The organism is Streptomyces antioxidans, from assembly GCF_000968685.2.
Classification (GTDB): domain Bacteria; phylum Actinomycetota; class Actinomycetes; order Streptomycetales; family Streptomycetaceae; genus Streptomyces; species Streptomyces antioxidans.
Genome location: NZ_LAKD02000076.1, coordinates 37,544 through 60,634, shown reverse-complemented (window position 1 = coordinate 60,634; position 23,091 = coordinate 37,544). Strand labels below are relative to the sequence as shown.

The 23,091-nt window shown below is 72.5% G+C and carries 22 protein-coding genes; 12 read left to right on the top strand and 10 right to left on the bottom strand.

The window, feature by feature from the left end; translation table 11 throughout:
• Window positions 1-65: 65 nt before the first annotated feature.
• Entirely contained in the window at window positions 66-1,406 is a 1,341-nt protein-coding gene (locus tag VT50_RS26220) for an MFS transporter (protein WP_046085581.1), read from the top strand.
• Here the strand turns inward: VT50_RS26220 and VT50_RS26215 are convergent.
• Window positions 1,390-2,721 carry an FAD-binding oxidoreductase gene (locus tag VT50_RS26215; RefSeq protein WP_240529317.1) on the bottom strand — a complete coding sequence of 444 codons (1,332 nt, stop codon included), beginning with the start codon at window positions 2,719-2,721 and terminating at the stop codon, window positions 1,390-1,392. The genes VT50_RS26220 and VT50_RS26215 overlap by 17 nt on opposite strands.
• A gap of 257 nt (window positions 2,722-2,978) precedes the next feature.
• On the opposite strand from VT50_RS26215, the gene VT50_RS26210 reads away from it, so the two are divergent.
• The gene (locus tag VT50_RS26210; RefSeq protein WP_046085579.1) at window positions 2,979-3,452 is read left to right on the top strand and encodes a nuclear transport factor 2 family protein; all 474 of its coding nucleotides are present in this window, start codon (window positions 2,979-2,981) and stop codon (window positions 3,450-3,452) included.
• A 51-nt stretch (window positions 3,453-3,503) separates the two neighbouring features.
• On the top strand, window positions 3,504-4,058 hold the full coding sequence (locus tag VT50_RS26205) for a TetR/AcrR family transcriptional regulator (protein WP_046085598.1): 555 nt from the start codon (window positions 3,504-3,506) through the stop codon (window positions 4,056-4,058).
• Window positions 4,059-4,245: 187 nt separating this feature from the next.
• Here VT50_RS26205 and VT50_RS26200 read toward each other — a convergent pair whose 3' ends face one another.
• The 4 genes from VT50_RS26200 to VT50_RS26185 form a co-directional block, all read right to left on the bottom strand.
• Window positions 4,246-6,777, bottom strand: a complete 2,532-nt coding sequence (locus VT50_RS26200) for an ABC transporter permease (protein ID WP_046085578.1) — start codon at window positions 6,775-6,777, stop codon at window positions 4,246-4,248.
• 96 nt (window positions 6,778-6,873) lie between these two features.
• On the bottom strand, window positions 6,874-7,638 hold the full coding sequence (locus VT50_RS26195; protein WP_046085577.1) for an ABC transporter ATP-binding protein: 765 nt from the start codon (window positions 7,636-7,638) through the stop codon (window positions 6,874-6,876).
• Between the two features lie 179 nt (window positions 7,639-7,817).
• Window positions 7,818-8,468, bottom strand: a complete 651-nt coding sequence (locus tag VT50_RS26190; RefSeq protein WP_046085576.1) for a response regulator — start codon at window positions 8,466-8,468, stop codon at window positions 7,818-7,820.
• Window positions 8,465-9,760 carry a sensor histidine kinase gene (locus VT50_RS26185; RefSeq protein ID WP_143645274.1) on the bottom strand — a complete coding sequence of 432 codons (1,296 nt, stop codon included), beginning with the start codon at window positions 9,758-9,760 and terminating at the stop codon, window positions 8,465-8,467. Before VT50_RS26185 ends, VT50_RS26190 begins: the two co-directional genes overlap by 4 nt.
• Before the next feature lie 136 nt (window positions 9,761-9,896).
• On the opposite strand from VT50_RS26185, the gene VT50_RS26180 reads away from it, so the two are divergent.
• Window positions 9,897-11,165 carry a cytochrome P450 gene (locus VT50_RS26180; RefSeq protein ID WP_046085575.1) on the top strand — a complete coding sequence of 423 codons (1,269 nt, stop codon included), beginning with the start codon at window positions 9,897-9,899 and terminating at the stop codon, window positions 11,163-11,165.
• 36 nt (window positions 11,166-11,201) lie between these two features.
• On the opposite strand, the gene VT50_RS26175 is transcribed toward VT50_RS26180, so the two are convergent.
• Window positions 11,202-11,969, bottom strand: coding sequence for an SDR family oxidoreductase (locus VT50_RS26175; protein WP_046085574.1), 768 nt, complete (start codon window positions 11,967-11,969; stop codon window positions 11,202-11,204).
• Between the two features lie 310 nt (window positions 11,970-12,279).
• Here VT50_RS26175 and VT50_RS26170 point away from each other — a divergent pair, with 310 nt between their 5' ends.
• The 4 genes from VT50_RS26170 to VT50_RS26155 all read left to right on the top strand — a co-directional run bounded on the left by VT50_RS26170 (window position 12,280) and on the right by VT50_RS26155 (window position 15,752).
• Window positions 12,280-13,152: a helix-turn-helix transcriptional regulator gene (locus VT50_RS26170; protein WP_046085573.1), complete on the top strand. Its 873-nt coding sequence runs from the start codon at window positions 12,280-12,282 to the stop codon at window positions 13,150-13,152.
• Between the two features lie 206 nt (window positions 13,153-13,358).
• Window positions 13,359-14,240, top strand: a complete 882-nt coding sequence (locus VT50_RS26165) for an aldo/keto reductase (RefSeq protein ID WP_046085572.1) — start codon at window positions 13,359-13,361, stop codon at window positions 14,238-14,240.
• Window positions 14,241-14,361: 121 nt separating this feature from the next.
• Window positions 14,362-14,970, top strand: a complete 609-nt coding sequence (locus tag VT50_RS26160; RefSeq protein WP_046085571.1) for a 3'-5' exonuclease — start codon at window positions 14,362-14,364, stop codon at window positions 14,968-14,970.
• 26 nt (window positions 14,971-14,996) lie between these two features.
• Window positions 14,997-15,752: a dienelactone hydrolase family protein gene (locus VT50_RS26155; RefSeq protein WP_046085570.1), complete on the top strand. Its 756-nt coding sequence runs from the start codon at window positions 14,997-14,999 to the stop codon at window positions 15,750-15,752.
• A 66-nt stretch (window positions 15,753-15,818) separates the two neighbouring features.
• Here VT50_RS26155 and VT50_RS26150 read toward each other — a convergent pair whose 3' ends face one another.
• Both VT50_RS26150 and VT50_RS26145 read right to left on the bottom strand, forming a co-directional pair.
• Entirely contained in the window at window positions 15,819-16,721 is a 903-nt protein-coding gene (locus VT50_RS26150) for a serine hydrolase (RefSeq protein ID WP_046085569.1), read from the bottom strand.
• Window positions 16,718-17,701 (bottom strand): LysR family transcriptional regulator, encoded by a 984-nt coding sequence (locus tag VT50_RS26145; protein WP_046085568.1) that lies wholly within the window; start codon window positions 17,699-17,701, stop codon window positions 16,718-16,720. Before VT50_RS26145 ends, VT50_RS26150 begins: the two co-directional genes overlap by 4 nt.
• Window positions 17,702-17,872: 171 nt before the next feature.
• Between VT50_RS26145 and bla the strand changes: the two genes are divergently transcribed.
• The gene (bla, locus tag VT50_RS26140; protein WP_046085567.1) at window positions 17,873-18,823 is read left to right on the top strand and encodes a class A beta-lactamase; all 951 of its coding nucleotides are present in this window, start codon (window positions 17,873-17,875) and stop codon (window positions 18,821-18,823) included.
• 17 nt (window positions 18,824-18,840) lie between these two features.
• Here bla and VT50_RS26135 read toward each other — a convergent pair whose 3' ends face one another.
• Window positions 18,841-19,602, bottom strand: a complete 762-nt coding sequence (locus tag VT50_RS26135) for a sulfite exporter TauE/SafE family protein (protein ID WP_046085566.1) — start codon at window positions 19,600-19,602, stop codon at window positions 18,841-18,843.
• Window positions 19,603-19,686: 84 nt separating this feature from the next.
• Between VT50_RS26135 and VT50_RS26130 the strand changes: the two genes are divergently transcribed.
• Both VT50_RS26130 and VT50_RS26125 read left to right on the top strand, forming a co-directional pair.
• Complete coding sequence (locus tag VT50_RS26130; protein WP_046085565.1) at window positions 19,687-20,610, top strand: LysR family transcriptional regulator; 924 nt, start codon at window positions 19,687-19,689, stop codon at window positions 20,608-20,610.
• Window positions 20,611-20,669: 59 nt separating this feature from the next.
• Window positions 20,670-21,227 carry a hypothetical protein gene (locus tag VT50_RS26125; protein ID WP_143645273.1) on the top strand — a complete coding sequence of 186 codons (558 nt, stop codon included), beginning with the start codon at window positions 20,670-20,672 and terminating at the stop codon, window positions 21,225-21,227.
• Between the two features lie 62 nt (window positions 21,228-21,289).
• Here VT50_RS26125 and VT50_RS26120 read toward each other — a convergent pair whose 3' ends face one another.
• Window positions 21,290-21,748: an RrF2 family transcriptional regulator gene (locus VT50_RS26120; protein ID WP_240529313.1), complete on the bottom strand. Its 459-nt coding sequence runs from the start codon at window positions 21,746-21,748 to the stop codon at window positions 21,290-21,292.
• A 188-nt stretch (window positions 21,749-21,936) separates the two neighbouring features.
• On the opposite strand from VT50_RS26120, the gene VT50_RS26115 reads away from it, so the two are divergent.
• A complete protein-coding gene (locus VT50_RS26115) occupies window positions 21,937-23,055 on the top strand; it encodes an NADH:flavin oxidoreductase (RefSeq protein ID WP_046085563.1) in 1,119 nt (372 codons plus the stop codon).
• Window positions 23,056-23,091 lie beyond the last annotated feature (36 nt).

Genomic DNA, 23,091 nt, shown 5'->3' with positions numbered 1-23,091 from the left:
AGCTCTCGGCGCACTCCGCCGCGCGCGGCCCGGGTGCGCTACCAGGCGGCGGAAAGGCGTCGGCCGTGGCATCCGCGGTCTCCAGCGACACCCCTCCCCCGGCACCGCGCGTCGGCTACCGGCAACTGCTGCGCACCCCGGGCGCGTTGACCTTCCTGCTCCCCGGGTTCGCCGCCCGGCAGCCGTTCGCGATGCTGACGATCGGCATCGTGCTGCTGCTGCGCCACACCACCGGGTCGTACGGCGTCGCCGGTGCGGTCGCGGCCGTCACCGGCGTCTCCATGGCGCTGTTCGCGCCCCAGAGCGGCAAGCTGGCCGACCGCCACGGGCAGCGTGCGGTCCTGGTGCCGGGTGTGCTGCTCCACGCGGCGGCCGCGACCCTGCTGACGGCGCTCGCGCTGGCCGACGCGCCGCTGTGGTCGCTGATCGCCACCGCGGTGCCGACGGGCGCCTCCGTCCCGCAGATCGGGCCCATGGTGCGGGCCCGCTGGGCGGCCGTCCTCGGGGACGGCGCGCCGGGCGGATCCGGGCCGTGCCCGGGTGGCCATCCGCTGCTGGCGACCGCCGCCGCGTTCGAGTCCGTGACGGACGAGCTCACCTTCGTCATCGGCCCGGTGCTCGCCACCGCCCTGAGCACCGCCGTGCACCCGGCCTCCGGCCTGATCGCGGAGGCCGCGCTGACCCTGGTGGGCGGGCTGCTCTTCGCGGCCCGGCGCCGTACCGCGCCACCGCCGCGCCCGGTGCGGGCGGACGCGCGGGACCGGCGCACCACGGTCCTGTCCGTACCGGGTGTACGGGTGCTGGCCGTGGCCTTCCTTGGCGTCGGCTCGGTCTTCGGCGGAATGCAGGTTGCCCTGACCGCCTTCACCCAGGAGCAGGGTCAACCGGGCCTGAACGGCGTGCTGTACGGCGTCTTCGCGGCGGGCAACATGCTCGCGGGCGCGGCCTGCGGCGCCATCGCCTGGCGCACCTCCCCGCGACGGCGGCTGCTGACCGCCTACGCCGCGCTGACGCTGATCTGCTCGACGCTGTGGGCGGTGTCAGCGCCACTGCCGCTCGGCGGGCTGGGACTGCTGGCGGGCCTGTGCGTCGCACCGGCGCTGATCACCGGATACACCCTGGTGGACGCGCTGGTCCCGGCCGCCTCCCGGACCGAGGCGTTCACCTGGCTGACCGGCTCGGTCGCGCTGGGGCAGGCCGCGGCGGTGACGGCGGGCGGACAGGTGGCGGACGGCTTCGGCGCCAGCGCCGCGTTCACGGTGCCGCTCGTGGGCACGGCCCTGGCCCTGCTGACGGTGGTGTCCCTGCGCGCCCACATCGCACCGCGCACCATCACGGCGCCCGTGGCGATGCGCCACGAGCCGCACCGCGCGGAGGATGGACGTGCGCTCAGCTCCGGGCGATGACCTTGCCCGGGTTGAGGATGCCGTGCGGGTCGAGGGCCGCCTTGACCGCGCGGTGCAGGTCCAGAACGGCCGGGGAGAGCTCCCGCTCCAGACCGTCCCGCTTCAGCAGGCCCACACCGTGTTCACCGGTGACCGTGCCACCGAGGTCGATGGCGTCGGTGATGATCTCGTGGAAAGCGGCCTGGGCCCGCTCCCGCGCCGCCGTGTCGCCGGGCTGGGTGATCAGCAGCGGATGGAGGTTGCCGTCACCGGCGTGGGCGATGTTGGCGATGAGCGTGTCATGGCGGGTGGCGGCGCGCTCGATGCGCGCCAGCATCTCCGGTACGGCCGCCTTGGGCACGCACACGTCCTCGGTGAGCACCGGGCCCAGCCGCTCCAGCGCCGGATAGGCGAGCCGCCTGGCCGCGAACAGCGCGTCGGCCTCCTCCTGGTCCGTGGACTGCGCGGCCCAGGTCGCCCCCGCCTCCTCGAAACAGGCGAGCATCCGCTCGGCCTCCTGGTCCCCGGCCGGGCCGGGTGCGTCCGTACGCCCGAGGAGCACCACGTCCGCGTCCATGGACAGGCCCATGTTCTTCCACTTGTCCACCGCCGCCAGGCAGTGCCGGTCGATCAGCTCCAGCGCGGAGGGGGTGAGCCCCGCGGCCCCGATCGCGGCGACCGCGCGCCCCGCCGCCACGACCGAGGAGAAGTATCCGGCGACCGTGCGCTCCGCCTCGCGCCGGGGCCGCAGCCGCACCGTGATCTCGGTGATCACTCCCAGGGTGCCCTCGGAGCCGACCATCAGCCCCGCCAGGTCGTATCCGGCCACGCCCTTGGCGGTCCTGCGGCCGAGCCGCACCAGCTCACCGGTGCCGGTCACCACTTCAAGGCCGAGCACATAGTCGCGGGTGACGCCGTACTTCACACAGCAAAGACCGCCCGCGTTGGTCGCCACATTGCCGCCGATGGTGGACCAGGGCGCGCTCGCCGGGTCCGGCGGGTACCACAGCCCCCGCTCGGCGCAGGCGGCCCGCAGATCGTCGTTGACCACCCCGGGCCCGACGACCGCGAGACGTTCCACGGGGTCGATCTCGTGGATGGTGTCCATGGCCTCGGTGGAGAGCACCACACAGCCCTCGACGGCGTTGGCGCCACCGGAGAGACCGGTGCCCGCGCCCCGGGTGACCAATGGAACGCCGTGGGTCACGCAGGCCCGCACCACGGAGCGCACCTCCGCCGCCGTGCGCGGCCGCACCACCACGCGGGGTGTGCCGTACGGCGCCCACTCCGCCTCGTCGTGGACGAACCCGGCGGCGACGCCGGGGTCCTCGACCATCCGGCCGTCCGGCAGCTCCTGCCGCAGATCATCGATCAACACGCCGGTCCCCTGCCCTGTCGTCGCGCACGGTGCTTCCGCTCGCACGGTACCCACCGCCATCGGAAGGCGTGATCGCCACCCCCTGCCACCGGGATGGCGGCGGGTCGGTGCTTGTGTGAGAACCATCGTTCTCCTAGTGTCGTGCCGGATGGCGAGAACGCCCGTTCTCCGCTCCCTCCCCCCTCTCTCTCCCCTCCCCGAGTCGAGGAGTCGACATGACCGACGCCGCACGTCCTCCGTTCCCCCCGTTCACCCGCGAGACCGCCATCGAGAAGGTCCGGCAGGCGGAGGACGGCTGGAACTCGCGAGCCCCGGAGAAGGTCGCCCTGGCCTACACCGTCGACTCGCGCTGGCGGAACCGCGCGGAGTTCATCACCGGGCGCGAGGAGATCGTCGCCTTCCTGACCCGCAAGTGGAGGCGGGAGCTGGACTACCGGCTCATCAAGGAGCTGTGGGCCTTCGACGGCAACCGCATCGCCGTGCGCTTCGCCTACGAATCCCACGATGACTCCGGCAACTGGTTCCGCTCCTACGGCAACGAGAACTGGGAATTCGACGACAGCGGTCTGATGCGCCTGCGCTACGCCTGCATCAACGACCTCCCCATCGAGGAGTCGGAGCGCCTCTACCACTGGCCGCTCGGGCGCCGCCCCGACGACCACCCGGGGCTGAGCGACCTCGGCCTCTGACTAACTGACATGGCACGGCACGGCACGGCACGGCATCAGGAGATCGGCGAGATGATCAGTCCCGAAACCGCGGAGCCCCGGATCCTCGACGCCGCCGAGGCCCTGTTCTACGGACGGGGCATCCAGGCGGTGGGCATGGCCGAGATCCGCTCCGCGTCAGGTGTCTCCCTCAAGCGGCTCTACCAGCTCTTCCCGTCCAAGGGTGAGCTCATACAGGCGTATCTGCGGCGGCGTGACATCCGCTGGCGCCGGAAGCTGGCCGCGTACGCCGAGGCTCAGGCCACCCCCGAGGAGAGGGTCCTGGCGGTCTTCGACTGGCTCCACGAGTGGTTCGGCGAGCCGGACTTCCGCGGCTGCGCCTTCAGCAACTCCTTCGGGGAGCTCGGCGCCACCTCCTCGGCCGTCGCCGAGACGGCCCGCGCACACAAGGAGGCGTTCTTCCGCTACCTCGGCGAGCTGACGGCAGCCGCGGGCAAACCGGCCTCGCTGGGCGACCACCTGGCCCTGCTGGCCGAAGGCGCCATCGCCACCGCGGCGATCACCGGCAGCGCCGAACCCGCACTTCGGGCGAAGGCGGCCGCACGCGTCCTGCTGGAGGCGGCATAGCCAGCGCCCTCAAGGCGAGCCATTGCCCTCGAGAGCACGGCCGTTGCGCTCCCCCCGCCGTACTGACGCCTGTGCGACGCCTACCACGATGCGGCTGGACGGCGGCACGACCGGGCTGGCGGCCTGCGGAAACCCCTGAGCGGCGCCGCGCGGTGGCGCGGCGCCCGCACACGGGGACGACGGGGCCTCAGTCCGCCTTGAGGGCCGTGAGGATGTCCAGCCGGGCCGCGCGGCGGGCGGGCCAGAGTCCGGCGACCACTCCGACGAGCGCGGCGCCCACGAGGGCCACGGCGATACGGCCCCAGGGGATGACCATCTCGTACCCCTGGATGCTGTCGGCGGCGAGCTCGCCCGCGGCCCAGCCGAGGAAGATGCCCGCGCCGATGCCCAGAAGGGCCCCGAACAGCGAGATGAGCACGGACTCCAGCCGGATCATCCGCTTCGTCTGCTCGGGCTGGAGCCCCACCGCGCGCAGCATCCCGATCTCATGGGTGCGCTCGAACACGGACATCGCGAGGGTGTTGACGACTCCCAGGACCGCGATCACCACCGCCATGGCGAGCAGCCCGTAGAGGACGTTGAGGAGCAGGGTGATGGCCTCGCCACCGGCCGCCTCGGCCAGGTCGTCGGTGTTCCGCACCTGGATGACGGGGTTCTGGTCGAGGGTGCGCTGGAGGGAGTAGCGTGCCGTGTCGCCGTCACCGGACTTGGTGCGCACCAGGACCGAGGCGTCCTCGGTCTCCTTCAGATGGGGCTGCAGCGTGGCCAGCGGCATCATGGTGGACGGGAGGTATTCGTCGTCGTGGTAGACGCCGCCGATCTCCAGTGAGCCCCGGACGCCGTCGTCGTAGACCACCGGAACCCGCTGTCCGGTGGCCCATCCGTAGCTGTCGGCAAGGGAGGTGTCGATCAGCAGGCTCTTGCCTCCGCCCGAGCCCAGGGCCGCGAACGAGCCCGAGACGAAGCTCGGGTCGAGGAGGTCGCCGATGGTCCTGGGGTCCACACCGGTCAGCGTCACCTCGTCGCCGCCGATCCGTACGGCGCCCTGGCGCCGAGGGCTGGAGGAGGTCACGGCCGGGGACTTGGCCAGGGTTCGGTGGACCGACGGGGGCAGGTGGCCACTGTTCTTCGACGAGATCTCGAAGTCGGCCGTGACGGAGTGTTCGGCCCGCTCGTGGAGCGATGCCGTGGCGGACACCGCGACCACCGTGAGGCCGGTGACCAGGGACAGCCCGATCATCAGGGCCGAGGCCGTGGAGGCGGTGCGCCGCGGGTTGCGCCGGGCGTTGCGCGGCGCCAGCGTGCCCGGGACGCCGAAGCGGCGCAGCAGGGGTCCGGCGAGGTCGACCGCCGGGCCGGAGAGCGCCGGTGTCACCACGATGATGCCGATGAGCAGCAGTGCGGAGGGGAGGAGCACGATGGTCCTGCCCTGCTCGCCGCTGGACGCCGTGAACACCACGCCGAGCACACCGATCGCGATCAGGGCGACGCCGATCGCGTTGCGCCGGCGGAGGCCGCGGACCGGCGGGGGTGTGTGGATCGCGGACATGGCGGCCACGGGAGGCACGGCGGCGGCGCGGCGGGCGGGCACATAGGCGGCGAGCATGGTGACGACGACGCCCACCAGGAACGAGATCAGTACGGTGCCGGGCGAGATGACCAACGGCCCGTCCGGGAGGCCGGATCCGGTGGACGCGAACAGCTGCCGGATGCCCATGGCCACGCCGATGCCCAGGAGGAACCCCGCGGCGCCCGCGCACAGCCCCAGCAGCCCCGCCTCGACGAGGACGGAGCGGGTCACCTGGCGGCGCTCGGCGCCGACGGCCCGCATCAGGGCCATCTCCCGCGACCGCTGGCTGACGAGCATGGTGAAGGTGTTGCCGATGACGAAGACGCCGACGAACAGGGCGATGGCCGCGAAGGCGAGCAGCACCTGGCTGAGCCCCCTCGTGCCCTCGGCGGCCTCGGTCCGCTGCCGCTCGCGCAGCTGCGCCCCGGTGCTGATGTCGGAGTCCTCGGGCAGCACATGGCGCGCCTCGGCCGCGAGCTCGGTCTCGGAGGTGCCGCGGTCGGCCTGGAGGGTGACCCCGTCGTACCGGCCGGGCTTCAGGAACAGCTTCTGCGCGGTGGCGTCGTCGAAGAGCGCCAGGGTGGCGCCGGAGCCGTGGGTGTCGTCGGTGCGGACGACGCCGACGAGCTTCTTGTGCAGCACCGGTCCGTCGACGGCCAGCCGGACGGTGTCACCGACCCGGTAACCGCCCTGGTCGGCGGTGGCGGTGTCCAGCGCCACCTCGTCGGGCCCGGTCGGGGCGCGCCCGGCGGTCAGTGGGTGGCGGGTGTCCTCGCCATCGGCCTGGGGGAAGTAGTTGCCCCCCGCGGTCACACGGTCGTCGCCGAGGGGGTGGCCGTCCTTCGCGGCCACGGCGGCGACCCCCTCGACGGAACCGGTGACGGACGCCACGCCGGGCAGCCGCTGGAGGCGCCGCAGGGTGTCCCCATCCACCGTTCCGCGTTCGCCGGTCTTCTCGTCGTAGGGCGGTGTGGCCTGGACCGAGACATCGGACAGGGTGGTGAGGAAGCGCTCCTTGTAGGCGTTGCCGACGGTGTCGGTGAAGACGAGGGTGCCCACGACGAAGGCCACGCCGAGCAGAACGGCGAGCATGGTCATCAGCAGGCGGGCTTTGTGCGCGAGGACGTTGCGCAGGGCGGTACGGAACACGGGGCGGCCTTCCGGGAGGGTGCCGGGTGTGGGGCTGTGGGGCTGTGGGGCTGTGGGGCTGTGGGGCTGTGGGGCTCGGGGACGGCGGGGCAGGCGTCAGGCGTGCGCCGGGGTCAGGCGGCCCATGCGCTCCAGGACGGCCTCGGCCGTGGGCGTGTGGAGTTCGTCCACGACGCGGCCGTCGGCGAGGAACACCACACGATCCGCGTAGGAGGCCGCGACGGGGTCATGGGTGACCATGACGACGGTCTGGCCCAGCGCGCTCGCGGAGCCGCGCAGGAACTCGAGGATCTCGGCGCCGCTGCGGGAGTCGAGGTTGCCCGTGGGCTCGTCGGCGAAGACGATGTCGGGCCGTCCGGCCAGCGCACGGGCGACGGCGACGCGCTGCTGCTGGCCGCCGGAGAGCTGGGCGGGCCGGTGGCCGAGCCGGTCGGCCAGGCCGACGGTCTGGATGACGCTCTCCAGCCAGGCCCGTTCCGGTTTACGGCCCGCGATGTCCATGGGGAGGGTGATGTTCTCCAGGGCGTTCAGGGTGGGCAGCAGGTTGAACGCCTGGAAGACGAAGCCGACGCGGTCGCGGCGCAGCCGGGTGAGCTGACGGTCGTTCAGGGAGGCGATCTCCGTGTCACCGAGGCGGACCGAGCCGAAGGACGGCGAGTCCAGCCCGGCCATGCAGTGCATCAGGGTGGACTTCCCCGACCCGGACGGGCCCATGATCGCGGTGAACCGCCCCTTGCCGAAGCCGACCGTGACCGCGTCGAGCGCCACCACACGGGTGTCTCCCGTGCCGTACACCTTCGTCAGATCGGTGGCGTGGGCCGCGTGGGGCTCCGGGGCGGAGAGGGGCTGGTGTGGGTGCATGCCGGTCCTCGGTGAGCGCTCGGTGGATGGCCTCGTGGCGGAGGGCGTCGCCGTCGATGGCGACGCACATGAGCCTCCCGCCCGGCCACCCCCGTGCGGATCCCCCGACCATCCGGAGCCGCCTCCCCCGATCGGGGGAGATCGCCGCGCAACCGCTGTCCGGCACGCCCGCGGAACCGCTACTCCGCGCGCCCCGTGCGGAAGGCCCAGGCCGCGACCTCGACCCTGTTGCGCAGGCCCAACTTCGCCTGGACCGAGCCCAGATGCGTCTTGACCGTGCTGGGCGCGATGTACAGCTCGGCGGCGATCTCCGGGTTGGTCAGTCCGCGGGCGATGCCCTGGATGACCTCCTCCTCGCGGTCGGTCAGCGGCTCGGCCGGTTCATGTGCGGCGCGCCGCCGGCTCTTGGTGAAGTGCTGGAGCAGCCGCAGGGTGATCTGCGGGGCGACCATCGCGTCCCCGCGGACGGCCGCCCGTACGGCCTCGGTCAGCAGCGCGGGACCCGCGTCCTTCAGCAGGAAACCGGACGCTCCGTTCGACAGCGCCGTGTACACGTACTCATCGAGGTCGAAGGTGGTGACCACGACCACCTTCGGGGCCCCGGGCCGACCGCCGCCCGCCAGTCGGCGGGTGACCTCCAGACCGTCGGGCGGGGGCATCCGGATGTCCACGAGGCACACATCCGGCCGGGTCTCGCGGGCCAGCGACAGGGCCGAGGCCCCGTCGGCGGCCTCGGCCACCACCTCCAGATCGGGCTCGGCCGACAGCACCATGCGGAACCCGGCCCGCACCAGATGCTGGTCGTCCGCGACCAGGATGCGTATGGTCATGCCGTCCTGCCCTCCCGTAGCCGCAACCCGGATCGCACGGCCTGCCGCGCGCGGGTCCGCGGGGTGCGCGAGCTCTCGTCGGGGCGCAGCGGTACGGAGGCGCGGACCCGCCATCCGCCTCCGGCGCGGCGGCCCGCCTCGAAGGCGCCGCCCAGCAACTCGACCCGCTCCCGCATGCCCATGAGGCCGAAGCCACCGCCGAGCCTGCCGGGGCCGCCGCGGTGCTGGGACGGGGAGCCCTGTCCGTCGTCCTCCACCACCAGTTCGGCATGGTGCGCCGCCACCCGGGCGGACACATCCACCGACCGCACTCCGCGCGCATAGCGCTGGGCGTTGGTCAGGGCCTCCTGAAGGACGCGGCTCAGCCCGCCGGTGACCTCGGCCGGTATGTCCTCCGGGAGGTCCCGCCCGAGGTCGAGCCGTACCGGCAGCCCGGTCCCCCGTGCTTCGTCCACGATGCGGGTCAGGACCTCGCCCAGGTTCTCCGGATGGCGCGGGGTCTCGTCACCGCGCATCGAGCCCACCAGGCGCCGCATCGATGTCAGCGCCTCGCCACCCGCGTGCTCGACGGCCTCGAGCATCTCGTTCAGTGCCCGCGGGTCGGGGGTGCCCCGCCCGGTGACATGGCGCACGGCCTGCAGCTGCACCACGATCGCGGTCACCTGGTGGGCCACGGTGTCATGCAGGTCCCGGGCCAGCGCGAGCCGTTCCTCCTGCCGCACCAGCTGTCCGGTGCGCTCCTGCTGGGCGTCGTGAAGCCGCAGCACCAGCCCGCTGACGAAGGCCAGCGCCAGCAGCAGCGCGGTGTTGTCGGAGAAGTCGCCGGGGTCGGAGTCCCGCAGGAGCGGAACGGAGAACACGCTGACGCTCATCGCCGCCACGGACACCAGGGCCCACCAGGGCGTGCAGCGGCGCACCGCCACGGCGAGGAGGAACAGCAGACCCATGAGTTCGGTGCCGCTGGACTCGCTGGTCACCATGTTCACCGGCATCAGGTGGTAGGCCACGGTGGCCGCGAAGGTACCGGCACAGGCCACCAGCGCGGCCCGCGGGACCCACCGGACATCGCGCACGACCGCCAGCACGGCCATCGCTCCGGCCAGGGCCCCGGAACCGATCGGCACCCAGTCCCCGGCGAACGCCTCCGTGTCGAAGTCCGGGTCGAGGACGAGCCGTTCCCGTACGTCCTGGTAGACGGCGAAGAGGAACCACAGCGCCAGCGCGGCGATCAGGATCCGCCCCGGCCAACGTCGATAACCGGCGCGCCGGCCGGAGGACACAGCTATTCGCACCCGCGCCACCCTACGCACCCGCGGCGGCGTTCACGCATTCCCTGCAGCGCACTTCGCGATGGGCCCGCCTCGCGCAGCGGATGCTGTTAGCCTCCCGGGCATCTCCGTAGGCCCGCCGCTCCGAGGAAGACCATTGGTGACGAACCTCCAGGACGACCAGGACAGCCAGGACACGCCGCCCCCGGGCTGCCCCGCCCACGCCGCGCGGCTGTACGGGCCGGACTTCCGGCGCCGCCCGGACGAGACCTACCAGCGGATACGGCAGGAGAGCGGGCCGGTCGCGCCGGTCCTCCTCGAAGGCGACATCGACGCCTGGTTCGTCCTCGGCTACCGCGAGGCCCGTCAGGTGCTGTCCGACACCGAGACGTTCGGCCGGGACCCGCGCCGCTGGAACGGCTGGGACAGCGTGCCGCCGGACTGGCCGCTGCTGCCGTGGGTGGCGTACAGCCCGATGATGACCTTCACGGAGGGCGAGGAGCACCAGTTGCGCTCGAGGGCGGTCGGCGAGGCCCTTGCCACGGTCGATCCCTTCGTGCTGCGCGGCCACTGCGAGCGGTTCGCCGACCAGTTGATCGACAAGTTCGCCGCGAGCGGCAAGGCGGACCTGGTGTACGACTACATCTACTCGGTGCCCACCCTCGCCACGGCCGAGCTGTTCGGCCTGTCCCTGGAGGAGGCCGGTCTTGAGGCCCTGGCGACGGGGCTGGCCGTGTCGTTCCTCTCCAACGAGGAGGCCATCGGCGGCCAGCGGCGGGTCGCCGAGTACGTGACGGAGCTGGTGCGGGCCAAGCGCGAGGATCCGGGGCCCGACCTCACCTCGCGGTTCATCCTGAACACCCCGCACCTCACCGAGGAGCAGCACACCGCGGACATCATGGTGCTGATGGCCGCGGCGCTGCCGCTGACCTCGTACTGGATCGGCAATACCCTGCGGCTGATGCTCACCGACGAGCGCTTCGCCATGACCCTCTCGGGCAACCGCCGCAGCATCGGCGAGGCCATGAACGAGGTGCTGTGGGCGGACTCTCCGCTGCAGAACCTGATCGGGCGGTACGCCACCCGCGCCACCGCCCTCGGCGGTCGGCGCATCCGCGCCGGTGACCTCGTCGTCCTCGGCCTGGCCGCCGCCAACGCCGATCCGCTGCTGTGGCCCGACACCCCCGTCGGCCACGCCGGGAACCACTCCCATGTCGCCTTCAGCGGCGGCGACTACGGCTGCCCGGCGGGCGGCCCCGAGACGGCCAGGATCATCGCGGAGACGGCGATCGAGGTGCTGCTGGACCGGATTCCGGACCTGACGCTGGCGGTGGCGCCCGACGAGCTGCAGTGGGCGGACTCGTTCTGGTACCGCTGCCTGGATTCGCTGCCCGTGACGTTCAGTCCCACCCCGGTCACCGGGAGCTGATGCCCGGCTGGCGCTTGGCCGCTGGCGCCGCCGCGGTCAGATGATGCCGCCGTTGGCGCGGAGGCACTGACCGTTGACCCAGTGTCCGGCCGGGGAGGCGAGGAAGGCCACGACCTCGGCGATGTCGGCGGGCGTGCCCAGGCGCTCCAGCGGCGGCTGGGCCGCCGCCCGGGCGATGGTCTCCTCGTCCTTGCCGTCGAGGAACAGGTCGGTGGCGGTGGGTCCTGGAGCCACGGTGTTGACGGTGATGTCCCGGCCGCGCAGCTCGCGCGCCAGGATCAGGGTGAGCGCCTCGACCGCTCCCTTGCTGGCGCTGTAGGCGCCGTAGGCGGGGGCGGCCAGGCCCACGATGGACGTGGAGAAGGTGATGAGCGCCCCGCCGCCGCGGAGCCTGCGGGCGGCCTGCTGGGCGACGACGAAGGTGCCGCGGATGTTGGTGCGGTGCATCGCGTCCAGCTCCGCCAGGTCCAGCTCGACGAGGGGGGCCAGGTGCATCCGGCCCGCCGCGTTGACGACGACGTCGATGCCACCGTACTCGGACTCCGCGGTGTCGAAGACCGCGGCCACCTGCTGTTCGTCGGCGATGTCGGCCTGGACGGCGATGGCCCGGCCACCGGCGGCGGTGATGTCCTTCGCGGCGGCCTCGGCCGGTTCGCGGTGGCCCGCGTAGACGGTCACGACGGCGTATCCATCGGCGGCCAGCCGCCTCACGGTCTCGCGGCCGATGCCGCGGGAGCCGCCGGTGACGATGGCGACGCGGGGGCGGTCGGTGGGGTGCTGGGGCACGGTTTCCTTGGACGACACGGAGACTCCTGGGGCGTGTGCTGGCGGTCGGATGCCACGGCGTACGGGCTGTTGCGGGGTGGATGCCTCGGCGTACGGGCCGCGGCGGTCGTGTCCCCCGGCGTACGGGCCACGGCGGTCGGATGCCACGACGTGCGGGCCACGGCGGTCGTGTCCCCCGGCGTACGGGCCGTGGCCCGGGGGCTCCGGCGCCGTTCTCCGCCGTGCCCCTCCGGGTACCTCCAGCTTGGACCGGGATCGCCGGGCCAGCCACGGCTCTCCCCACCCGGGGGTTGTCAGCCCCTGGCTCAGCGCACCGGCACACGCGACCATGGAGGGCGTGAACCACTCCGCATTCGCCGCGTTCCTGAAGTCACGGCGCGACCGCGTCCGCCCGGGCGACGCCGGTCTGCCCGTCGGTCCGCGGCGCCGGGTGCCCGGTCTGCGGCGCGAGGAGGTGGCCCAGCTGGCCGGGCTGTCCGCGGACTACTACACCGAGCTGGAGCGCGGACGGGGCGCCCAGCCCTCCGCCCAGGTGCTGACCGCGCTCGCCCGGGCGCTGCGGCTGAACGGCGACGAGCGGGACCATCTGTTCCACCTCGCCGACCGGCCCGTGCCCCGGGCGACGCACGGCCCTGCCGCGCAGGTCCAGCCCGCCCTGCTCGGCCTGCTTGACCGGCTCACCACCACCCCCGCCCAGGTCATCACCGATCTGCACCAGACGCTGGCGCAGAACGAGCTGGCCGCGGCGCTGATCGGCCGTCCCCCGGCGGTGCGCGGCCCCGCCGCGAGCCTCGTCTACCGCTGGTTCACCGATCCGCGGGCCCGCGGGCTCTATCCGCCCGAGGACCACCCCCACCACTCCCGGGTGTTCGTGGCCGATCTCCAGGCCGTCGCCGCCCGGCGCGGCGACGACTCCGAGGTACGGCGGATGGTGGCGGCGCTCCGCCGCCGCAGCGAGGAGTTCACCGCCCTCTGGGACACCCATGACGTGGCCCTCCGGCGGACCGACCACAAGCGGATCGTCCATCCCTCGCTGGGCGTCATCGAGCTGGACTGCCACTCCCTGTTCAGCGAGGACGGCCGCCAGCGGCTGCTGTGGTTCAGCGCCCCGCCCGGCACCGGGGGCGCCGCCCAGCTGGAGCTGCTGTCGGTGATCGGCACGCAGGACATGACGTCCGGTGAGCACAGCGCGTCACCGTGATCCCCCGCCCTGTGACGGCGGAGTGGCGGCCCCGGGGGCCGGACAAGACTCACTGACCGCGCCAACGTGGTGACGTTCGGGTCGCGGAGCGAGCGAGCGGCCCGTCCCGGGGAACCCCTGTCGCAGTACGAGCGGGCTACGCCCGGTGCCGGAGCCACGGCAGCGGCGGTGGGCCCGCCGGTCTCCGACTCACCCAAGGACCCCGTATGAATGGACCAGCCCCGCTTCTGACCCTGAACAACGGCGTGCGGATGCCCGCCCTCGGCCTCGGTGTCTACCAGAGCCCGCCCGACGAGACCGTCCCGGCGGTGACGGCCGCGATTGAAGACGGCTACCGCCTGATCGACACCGCGGCCGCCTACGGCAACGAGAAGGAGGTCGGCGAGGGCATCGCCCGCTCGGGCATCGGCCGCGAGGACGTCTTCGTCATCACCAAGCTGTGGCTCACCGACTACGGCTACGACTCCACGCTCCGGGCCTTCGACACCAGCCTCACCAAGCTGGGCCTGGACCGCCTCGATCTGTATCTGCTGCACTGGCCGGTCCCGTCCGCGTTCGACGCCACGGTGGCCTCGTACAAGGCGGCCGAGAAACTGCTGGCCGACGGCCGGGTGCGGGCCATCGGCGTGTGCAACCACACCCCCGAACACCTGACCGATCTCATGGCGCGCACCGAGGTCGTGCCCGCCGTGAACCAGGTCGAGCTGCACCCGAACTTCAGCCAGCCCGAGCTGCGCGCGTTCGACGTCCGCCATGGCATCCTCACCCAGTCCTGGTCGCCCATCGGCGGGGTGAACCGCTATGGGGGCGAGGGCGCGGACAAGGTCCGGGACCCGCTCCAGGAGCCCACCATCACCGGCCTCGCCGAGAAGTACGGCAAGAGCCCGGCCCAGATCGTCCTGCGCTGGCAGGTCGAGCACGACCTGTGCGCCATCCCCAAGTCCGTCAAACCCCACCGCATCGCGGAGAACATCGGGATCTTCGACTTCTCCCTGACCCCCCACGAGGTGGCCGCCATCGACGCGCTCGACACCGGAGCGCGCGGTGGCCCCGACCCCGACCGGGTCGCGCTCGACACCTTCTCCTGAGACACCGGTGCGGGGCGGCCAACGACCGCCCCGCACCCGGCCGTCCGGGCTGGAGTAGCCTCCTGCACAGCGATTCGACCGTACGGTGCATCGCGCCCACCGCATATCGAGGAGAGACCGTTTGTCGACGTTTGTCGTCTTCGACCTTGAGTTCACCACATGGTCGGGAGCGCTCGAGCAGGACTGGTCGGAACCCGGGCAGCTGCGCGAAATCGTCCAGATCGGCGCGCTGCGCATCAGCACCGACTCCTCCGCTGACGGCTACTCCGTCGTCGAGGAATACGAGGCGCTGGTCAAGCCGGTGGTCAATCCTCGGCTGTCCCCGTTCTTCACCGGTCTCACGGGCATCGACCAGCGGACCGTGGACCGCGAGGGGGCCGCACCCGCCGAGGCGATCGGCGACTTCCTGGCCTTCTGCCGGGGGCGGTCCGCCCTCTCCTACGGCAATGACATGGTCGTCCTCGGGGAGAACGTGGGATGGGCCCGGGCCCGCGGCGAGGAGGTCAAGAACGGCTTTCTCACCACCCCCTTCCTGAACATCCGGCCATGGCTGAACACCCTCGCGCCGAGTACGGCCTCGACCAATTCCGGTCGGCTGTGGGAAGCGCTCGGCCTGCCCAAACCCGCGGCTGGCAAGGAGCATTCGGCACTCTTCGACTGCTATTCGATCGCCGCGGCGATCGGACACCTCCACGCCGGTGGCGCCGCCCTGCCCGAGGGATGCTTCTAGTACGTATGGAGAAAGGAACCCCCCGCATGACCGCAGTGCGCGGAACATCCGTGGACATCCCCACCCAGGACGGCATCGCCGACGCCTATCTGGTCCATCCCGACGACACCGGCCGCCACCCGGCCGTTCTGCTGTACATGGACGCGTTCGGCCTCCGGCCCCATCTGCGGGCGATGGCCGACCGTCTGGCCGCGGCCGGTTACACCGTGCTGGTGCCCAATGTGTTCTACCGCCACGGCCGCGCTCCCGTCGTGGAACTGCCCGGCTTCCTCGACCCGGAGGCGCGTTCGGCGGTCTTCGAGCACATCGGCCCGATCGCTCAGGAGCTGACTCCCGAGCGTGCGGTGCGCGACGCCGGCAGCTACCTCGACTGGCTGGCCTCCTGCCCGCAGGCCACCGACGGGCCGGTGGGCGTCACCGGCTACTGCCTGGGCGCCGGCCTTGCCCTGCGGACCGCCGGAGCGCACCCCGGCCGGGTCGCCGCCGTGGCCGGTTTCCACGGTGCCTTCTTGGCCACGGAGGCACCGGACAGCCCGCACACGGTGGCCGGGCAGGTCACCGCGGAGCTGTACTTCGGACACGCTGACCAGGATCAGGCCCTTCCCCCCGAGCAGATCGAGCGGCTGGACAAGGCCCTCACCGAGGCCGGTGTCCGCCACCGCACCGAGGTCTACGCGGGTGCTCAGCACGGCTACACCCAGGCCGACACCTCCGCCTACGACGCCGAGGCCGCCGAGCGCCACTGGGAGGCCCTGCTCGACCTCTTCGGCCGCACCCTCTGACCGTGGTCGGCCGTGGATGACCCGTGGTCGGCCATGGCGCGGTGACCGGCCGCCGGAGGCCGGTGCCTAGAGCTGCCTGAGGTGGTCCCGCAGAGTGCGGGCCACCTGCGCCATCAGGGCCTCGGCGCCGGGCTGGGCGTTGGCGGGCACCAGCGACTCGGTGAGCACGGCGACCGCGAACACCTGGCCGTCGGAGTGCTCGACGATCCCGATCTCATGGCGGAGGTTGAGCAGGGTGCCGGTCTTGGAGGACCAGGTGGTGGCGTCGGAGCTGAAGTCCGGGGCGAGTCGGTGCCGCAGCACGTTGTGGGCCATGAGGTCGCGCACGCGCAGCGCCACTTCTGGGTGGATCTTCGACGGTGTCCACAGGGCCTGGAGCAGTTCCACCCAGGCACGTGCGCTGCCGGTGTTGGCGCGGGTGGTGTCCAGTTGCGGCACCCGATGGCCACGGCCGCTGGTGCCGGCGTCGATGGCGAGGGCGTGGGCGAGATGCACCTGTGCGGCGTCGAAGCGCTCCACGGGGGTTTCGCTCAGTTCGCGCATGCCGTGCCGGACGGTGATGCCACGCAGCCCGAGCTCATGGAGGATCTCGGCCACCCGGGCGTGCGGGGTGAGGCCGAACAGCGCGTCGGCCGCCGTTCCATCGCTCACACAGGTGCTCAGATAGAGCAGATCGTCGACCGCGATCCGGACCGGGTGGCGGAACCGGCTCAGCCCGGTGGGTCCTGGCGTGGTGATCCGCCCGGGCGGCACATCGAGCATCGTCGCCCCGTCGAGCTCGCCACGCCGGACGCGCTCCAGCGTCGCGAGTGCGAGCGGGACCTTGACCAGGGAGGCGGAGGGCAGCTGGGTGTCCGGGTCGATGCCCACCTCGTCGCCCGTGTGGAGGTCCCGTACGAGCAGACAGCCGTGCAGGCCGCCGTCGCGCAACTGCCCGCGCAGATCGCTCAGCAGCGCCTCGGTGCTCATGCCCCGGCTCCTTCCGCGGCGCCCGCGCCTGGTTCGGCGCCGCCCGCTTCCACGGCGCCCGCTTCCACGGCGCCCGCTTCCACGGCGCCCGCCGGTGTGCGCGATGTCCCGGTGTCCGCGCCGAGGCAGCGGGCGATGGCGCCGCCCAGGCGTCCCTCGAGGTGCTGGGGATTGCCGTCCGCGGCGGCGGCGAGGGCGAACCCCCGGCTGAGCGCGATCTCGCCGATGGGCCGCCACGTCAGGGCGAGTTCCCTCGCCTGCGCGGGAGAGCAGAGCAACAGGTCTGGGGTGCAGAGGACTTCGGCGGCGGCGGCCGTCAGATCGGTGGCGGCCACGAGCTGCGCGGGCCGCAGCCCGACCGCGTCGCGCAGCCGGGTGAGCGGGTCGCGGATGTGCGGCACATCGTCCTCCGGCTGGATCCATATGCGGCGGGCCGGGCCCGGTGCGGCCCGGCCGACCCGCAGCGTCTCGAGATAGACCCGCCGCACACCGGGATCCCGCGCTCCGGCGAGCCCGAGCTCCACCGACCAGGTGGCCTCGTCCGCGGGCACCGCGAGCAGGGCGGCCCGCACCTGCTGTGCGTGGATGAGCTCCAGGCGCCGCGCGGGCGCCGCCACCCGGAGGTCGAGGGTGACGCCGTGCCCCCGGGCCTCGGCGACGAGGTGGGCGAGACCGGCCGTGGAGCAGATACCGGGCACCGCGAGCCGCCACGGCTTGCGCTTGGCCGCCTCCGCCTCGTGCAGCAGCACATCGGCCGCCTGTACCAGCTGTCTGGCCACCGGCAGCATCTCCCGGCCGAACGGGGTGAGCACGGCCCGCCGCGAGGTGCGCTCGAAGAGCTGCTCCCCGAAGCGCTCCTCCAGCGCGGCCACCCGACGGCTGGCCACCGACTGGGACATCCGGGCGGCGGCCGCCCCGACGGTGAAACTTCCCCGCTCGCTCACGCTGACGAACGCCCGGCACACTCCCACCAGATCCACGCCCGCACTCTATGCCAGATCGGCATGGAGAGGCGCATGAGCGTATTGGACCGCATAGCCGCCGGGCGGCGAGGGTGATGCCAACGCCAATGGCCACGCCCCGGAAGGGGGCCCGGTCATCCCATCCCGTGCGCGCCCGGCGTGACGGGGACCCAACCGGAGGTTCGGACCATGCGATTCACCCGTGCCCGGCACACCGCTGTCAGCGCGCTCGCCGCGCTCGCGCTGCTCGTCCCGCTGACGGCCTGTGGCGAAGGGGATTCCTCGGCCGCGCCGGGACCGTCGGGTTCCCCCTCCACCGCCGCCGAGCGGACCAGTACCGCGAGTACGGACGCGAAGGCGGCCACCGCCGCGTTCACGAAGCTGGAGCGCTCCTACGACGCACATCTGGGGGTCTACGCGATCGACACCGGCTCCGGACACGAGGTGGCGTACCGCGATGGCGAACGGTTCGCCTACGCCTCCACGTTCAAGGCGCTGGCCGCCGGGGCCATCCTGCGCAAGTACAAACTCAGCGGCCTGGACCGGGTGATCCGGTACGCCAAGGACGATCTGGTCGACTACTCCCCCGTGACCGAGAAGCACGTGGACACCGGGATGAGCCTGGGCGCGCTGTGTGACGCGGCCGTCCGCTACAGCGACAACACCGCGGCGAACCTGCTCCTCGACCAGCTCGGCGGGCCCAAGGGGCTCGACGCCACCCTCGAGAAGCTGGGCGACGACGTCATCACGATGGAGCGCCCCGAGCCGGAGTTGAGCCGATGGGTGCCGGGTGAGACCCATGACACCAGCACCCCGCGGGCGATGGCCGAGGACCTGCGCGCGTTCGTCCTCGGCGATGTCCTCGGCAAGGGAGAGCGGGCCCAGCTCACGAAGTGGCTGCGGACCAACACCACCGGGGACGAGCTCATCAGGGCCGGACTGCCCAAGGACTGGCAGGTCGGTGACAAGACCGGAAACGGCAGCTACTACGGCGCCCGCAACGACATCGCCGTGGTGTGGCGGCCCCACGCCGCTCCCCTCGTCATGGCGATCATGTCGTACCGCGGTGAGAAGGACACTCCGTTCGACAACAAGCTGATCGCGGACGCGGCGTCCGTGGTGGCCGACTCGATGGCGTAGCACGGTCGGCCACGTCTTCAGCCGCGGAGGAAGTACAGGACCGTCATGGTCACGGCGGTGGTCAGAATGACGGCCCGCAGCAGCCACGCGGGCAGCCGGCGGGCGATCCGCGCCCCGGCCACCCCGCCGGCCACCGCCCCGACCAGCATGGCGCCGAGCAGCCGCGGTGCGCCCAGCGCGTCCGAGGCGATGAGGAACAGCGCGGTCGCGCTGAGGTAGATGGCCGTGATCTGGGCGACCCGCATCGGGTTGCCCGTCGCGGTGTCGAGACCGAGGCCGACGCTCCACACGGCGAGCATCATGATGCCCACGGCACCGCCGAAGTATCCGCCGTACACGGCGAGGAGGAACTGGCCGAGCAGGACGGCCCGGGGGCTCATGCCCACCGCACGGCCCCTCGCCTCGCGCACCGCGCGGGAGACCCGGCGTCCGAAGGCGAGGACCACGGTGGCGAAGGCGAGCAGCCAGGGCACCGCGGCGTCGAACGACACCGCGGGCAGCACCAGCAGCAGACCGGCACCGAGCCCGCCACCGATCACACTGACCGCCGTCAGGGCCCGGGTGGAGGTGTCCCCGACCGGGGCGAGATCGCGCCGGTACACCCACGCGCTCGCCACGCTCCCGGGGACGAGGGCCACGGTGGAGGACGCGTTCGCCGTCACGGCGGGCAGACCGGCCGCCACCAGGGCGGGGAGCGCCACAAAGGTGCCCCCGCCCCCGACGGCGTTCAACGCCCCGGCGGCCACACCCGCCAGCAGAACAAGCACTGTCTCGGACATCCGCCGAGCATCGCCCCACGGCAGGTGTGACCACAATGCGTGATCCGCGTAGCCGGCCCAAGGCTCTGCCTTAGGCTCGTCAGGGTGCGGTATGACCTGGACGACCTGCGGCTCTTCCTTCACATCGTGGCGGAGGGCTCGATCACGGCGGGCGCCGCCCGGATGCATCTGAGCCTCCCGTCGGCCAGTGCGCGAGTGCGCTCGCTCGAACACCACGCGGGTGTGGACCTGCTGATCCGCGGACGGCGGGGGGTGCGTCCCACCCCCGCGGGTACGGCGCTGGCCCGCCACGCCCGTGACGTGCTCGACCGGACGGCGCGCCTGGAGAGCGCCGTGGCGAGCTACGCCCGGCCGCCGACCGCCCCGCTGACCCTGCTGGGCGGTGGCTCCGCGATGCACCGCCTGGTGCCACGGGCGCTGGTCTCGTTCCTCCGCGCACATCCGGACGTCGATGTCGAGGTGTCCGAGAGCCGCACCCCACGGACCGTGCGGATGCTCGCCGACGGCGAGGCCGACCTGGGCGTCGTCCTCGACCGCGAGGCCCGCGACTGCGGTCTCACCATGGAGCCCCTGGGAGACGACTCGCTGGTGGTGATCGGCCAGTGCGGCGGGATCCTCGCGGGACGTACCGAGGTGACCTACAGCGAGGTGGCCGAGCATCCGCTCGTGGGGCTCGACGCGGGTTCCTCACTGCGACGCGTGATCGAGAAGAACGTGGGACCGCACGCTCCGGCGGTGCGCTACCGCACCACCGTCGCCCACCTCAGCACCCTGGTCTCCCTGGCGGCGGCCGGTGTCGGGCTCGCCGTCGTACCGCGCCGTGCCATCGCCCCGCACCATCCGCTCGACGTGTGCGATCTCCGCGATCCCTGGGCACGCCGCCACCATCTGCTGGCCTGGGGCGCGAAGGCCGGGGCCGCGTCCACCGCCGCCGCGGCGCTGGCCGGGCATCTGCGCCGGGCGGCCCTGTCCGAGCCTGACGGGGGCGATGACCTTCCGGCCCAGTAGGGTGCCGCCTCCGGGAGCGGTGGCCGAAGGAGCCGGCGGGAGAGATCGTGCTGCGCGATGTGCGTCTGCCTCTGGGGCGGCTGGCAGTCCTCATGTGTACGTCCGTCCTCGCCGCCACGGGCTGTGGCGCCGGCGACCACGCGTCGAAGTCTCCGGAGCCGAACGGACCCAGCGAGGTCTATCCGGTCAGGACCCCGGGCAACGACCGGGTCGCCACGGCGCTGCGCGTGGAGTCGGCCAGGAGGGGTACGCCCCAGGACCTCTGCACGGTGCAGGACGGGGCCGACGGCGAGGAGTTGCTCGCCATCACCGTGGCGTGGACTCCCCAGTCGCTCCCGTCCGGCCGGTCGGTGCGCCACACGGCCACGGTCGGTCCGGAGGACGCGGGGAGGCTCCTCGTCGCGTGTGACATCGGCGGTGGCGGCGGGACGGAGCCGGGCGGGGCCCGTTCCCTGGAGTTCGCCATGCGCGACCACTTCACCGTCAGCGACCACTCGCACGCCAAACTGCTCATCGCCTCGGCGAAGGGGATAACGTCGCGGCTGGACTGCCGGGGAGCTCCCGCGTATCCGGATCCGAAGGACGTGGCCCCGCCACCGGATCCGGGGCTGCGGTAGCCCGGTGCTCGGTCGGGCGGTCGGGCCGTGGCTCGTGACCGACGAGGTGCGCCCGGCCCGGATCAGCCCTGCCGGGCGTGGTCGGTGCACAGGCGGCGCAGCTCGCCCAGGCTGTCCGCGAGCGTGCGGTCGCCCAGCGACGCGAGGACCGCTTCCTCGGCCTCGGCGGTGAGCGCGGCGAAGTACTCACCGCCGTGCGCGGTCACCGAGCACACGGGATCCACCCCCGGCGACGGGGCGAACAGGGGCTTGTCGCCCACGGCACGGCGGTAGATCTCGGCCAGGGTGATCCGGTCGGCCGGCCGCCCCAGCGTCGCCCCACCGGTACGGCCCTTGACGCAGACGACCAGCCCCTCGTCCGTCAGCGGGACGAGGAGCTTGCGGACCAGGCTCGGGTTGGCGTTCAGCCGCTGGGCCAATTCGGCGGAGCTCAGCGGCCCGGACCCGTTCTCTGCGGCCACGGCGAGGAAGAGCATCACCTGGAGCGCACGGGAGAACCGGATGTCCAACACCTTCTCCACCTCCGCCACCGGATCGGGGCACAGCCTACTCGACGGTGCCGTTCCGGCCCCGCCCCCAAAGCACCACGACCCCAAAAAAGCAATCGCTACAGTTGCAGTTTACGTCGCGAAAACTGTATGTTTCAGATTCACACTTTCGAGGCTCCGGGGGAAGCCTTCGCGGAACGACACGTCTGGAGAGCGACACGGTGAACACCCGCCTGGCCACGGCACTGTCCCGCCCGTTCACACTGGGTTCGGCCAAGCTGCCGAACCGGATCGTCATGGCCCCCATGACCCGCGGACACTCCCCCGATGGCATTCCCGGTGCGGACGTCGCCGCGTACTACGCGCGCCGGGCGGCGGCGGGGACCGGCCTGATCATCACCGAGGGCACCACCGTCGACCACCGGTCCGCGGGTTATATCGACGGCGTCCCCCGGTTCCACGGCCAGGAGCAACTGGCCGGGTGGCAGAGGGTCGTTGACGCCGTGCACGCCCAGGGCGGCGCGATCATGCCCCAGCTCTGGCACGTGGGCATACAGCGCACCGCGGGGGCACCGCCGTTCCCCGACGCCCCGTCCCTTGGCCCCTCCGGAATCGCCCTGGACGGCACGCCAGGAGCGGGCGAGACGATGACCCTGGCCGACATCGACGATGTCATCGGCGCCTTCGCGAAGGCCGCGCGGGCGGCCGAGGAGACCGGCTTCGACGGCGTGGAGCTGCACGGCGCGCACGGCTATCTCATCGACCAGTTCCTCTGGGAGCGCACCAACCGGCGCACCGACGCCTACGGCGGCGATCCGGCCTCCCGGACCACATTCGCCGCCGACCTGGTGGCCGCCATCCGCGAGCGGGTCGCGCCCGACTTCCCCGTCGTCCTGCGGTTCTCCCAGTGGAAGTCCCACCACTACGAGGTCAGGCTCGCCGAGAACCCGAAGGAGCTGGAAGCCGTGCTCACCCCGCTGACGGAGGCCGGGGTCGACGCGTTCCACGCCTCCGGGCGGCGCTACTGGCAGCCGGAGTTCCCCGACACGGGGTCGGATCTGAACATCGCCGGGTGGGCGAAGAAGGTCACCGGCAAGCCGGTCATCACCGTGGGCTCGGTCGGCCTGGACAGCGTCTTCGAGCCCGGCTCCCTCTCCGGCGCCAACGCGGCCGTGGAGTCCATCGACCGGCTCCTGGAGCCCTTGGAGCGGGATGAATTCGACCTCGTGGCGGTCGGCCGCGCGCTGCTCGCCGACCCCGAGTGGGCCGACAAGGTGCTGACCGGCCGGGTGGCCGACCTCACCCCGTTCACCCGGGACGCGGTGGAGTCGCTGCGCTGAGTCCGCGTATCGGCCCCGCACCGATGGGGACGGCGC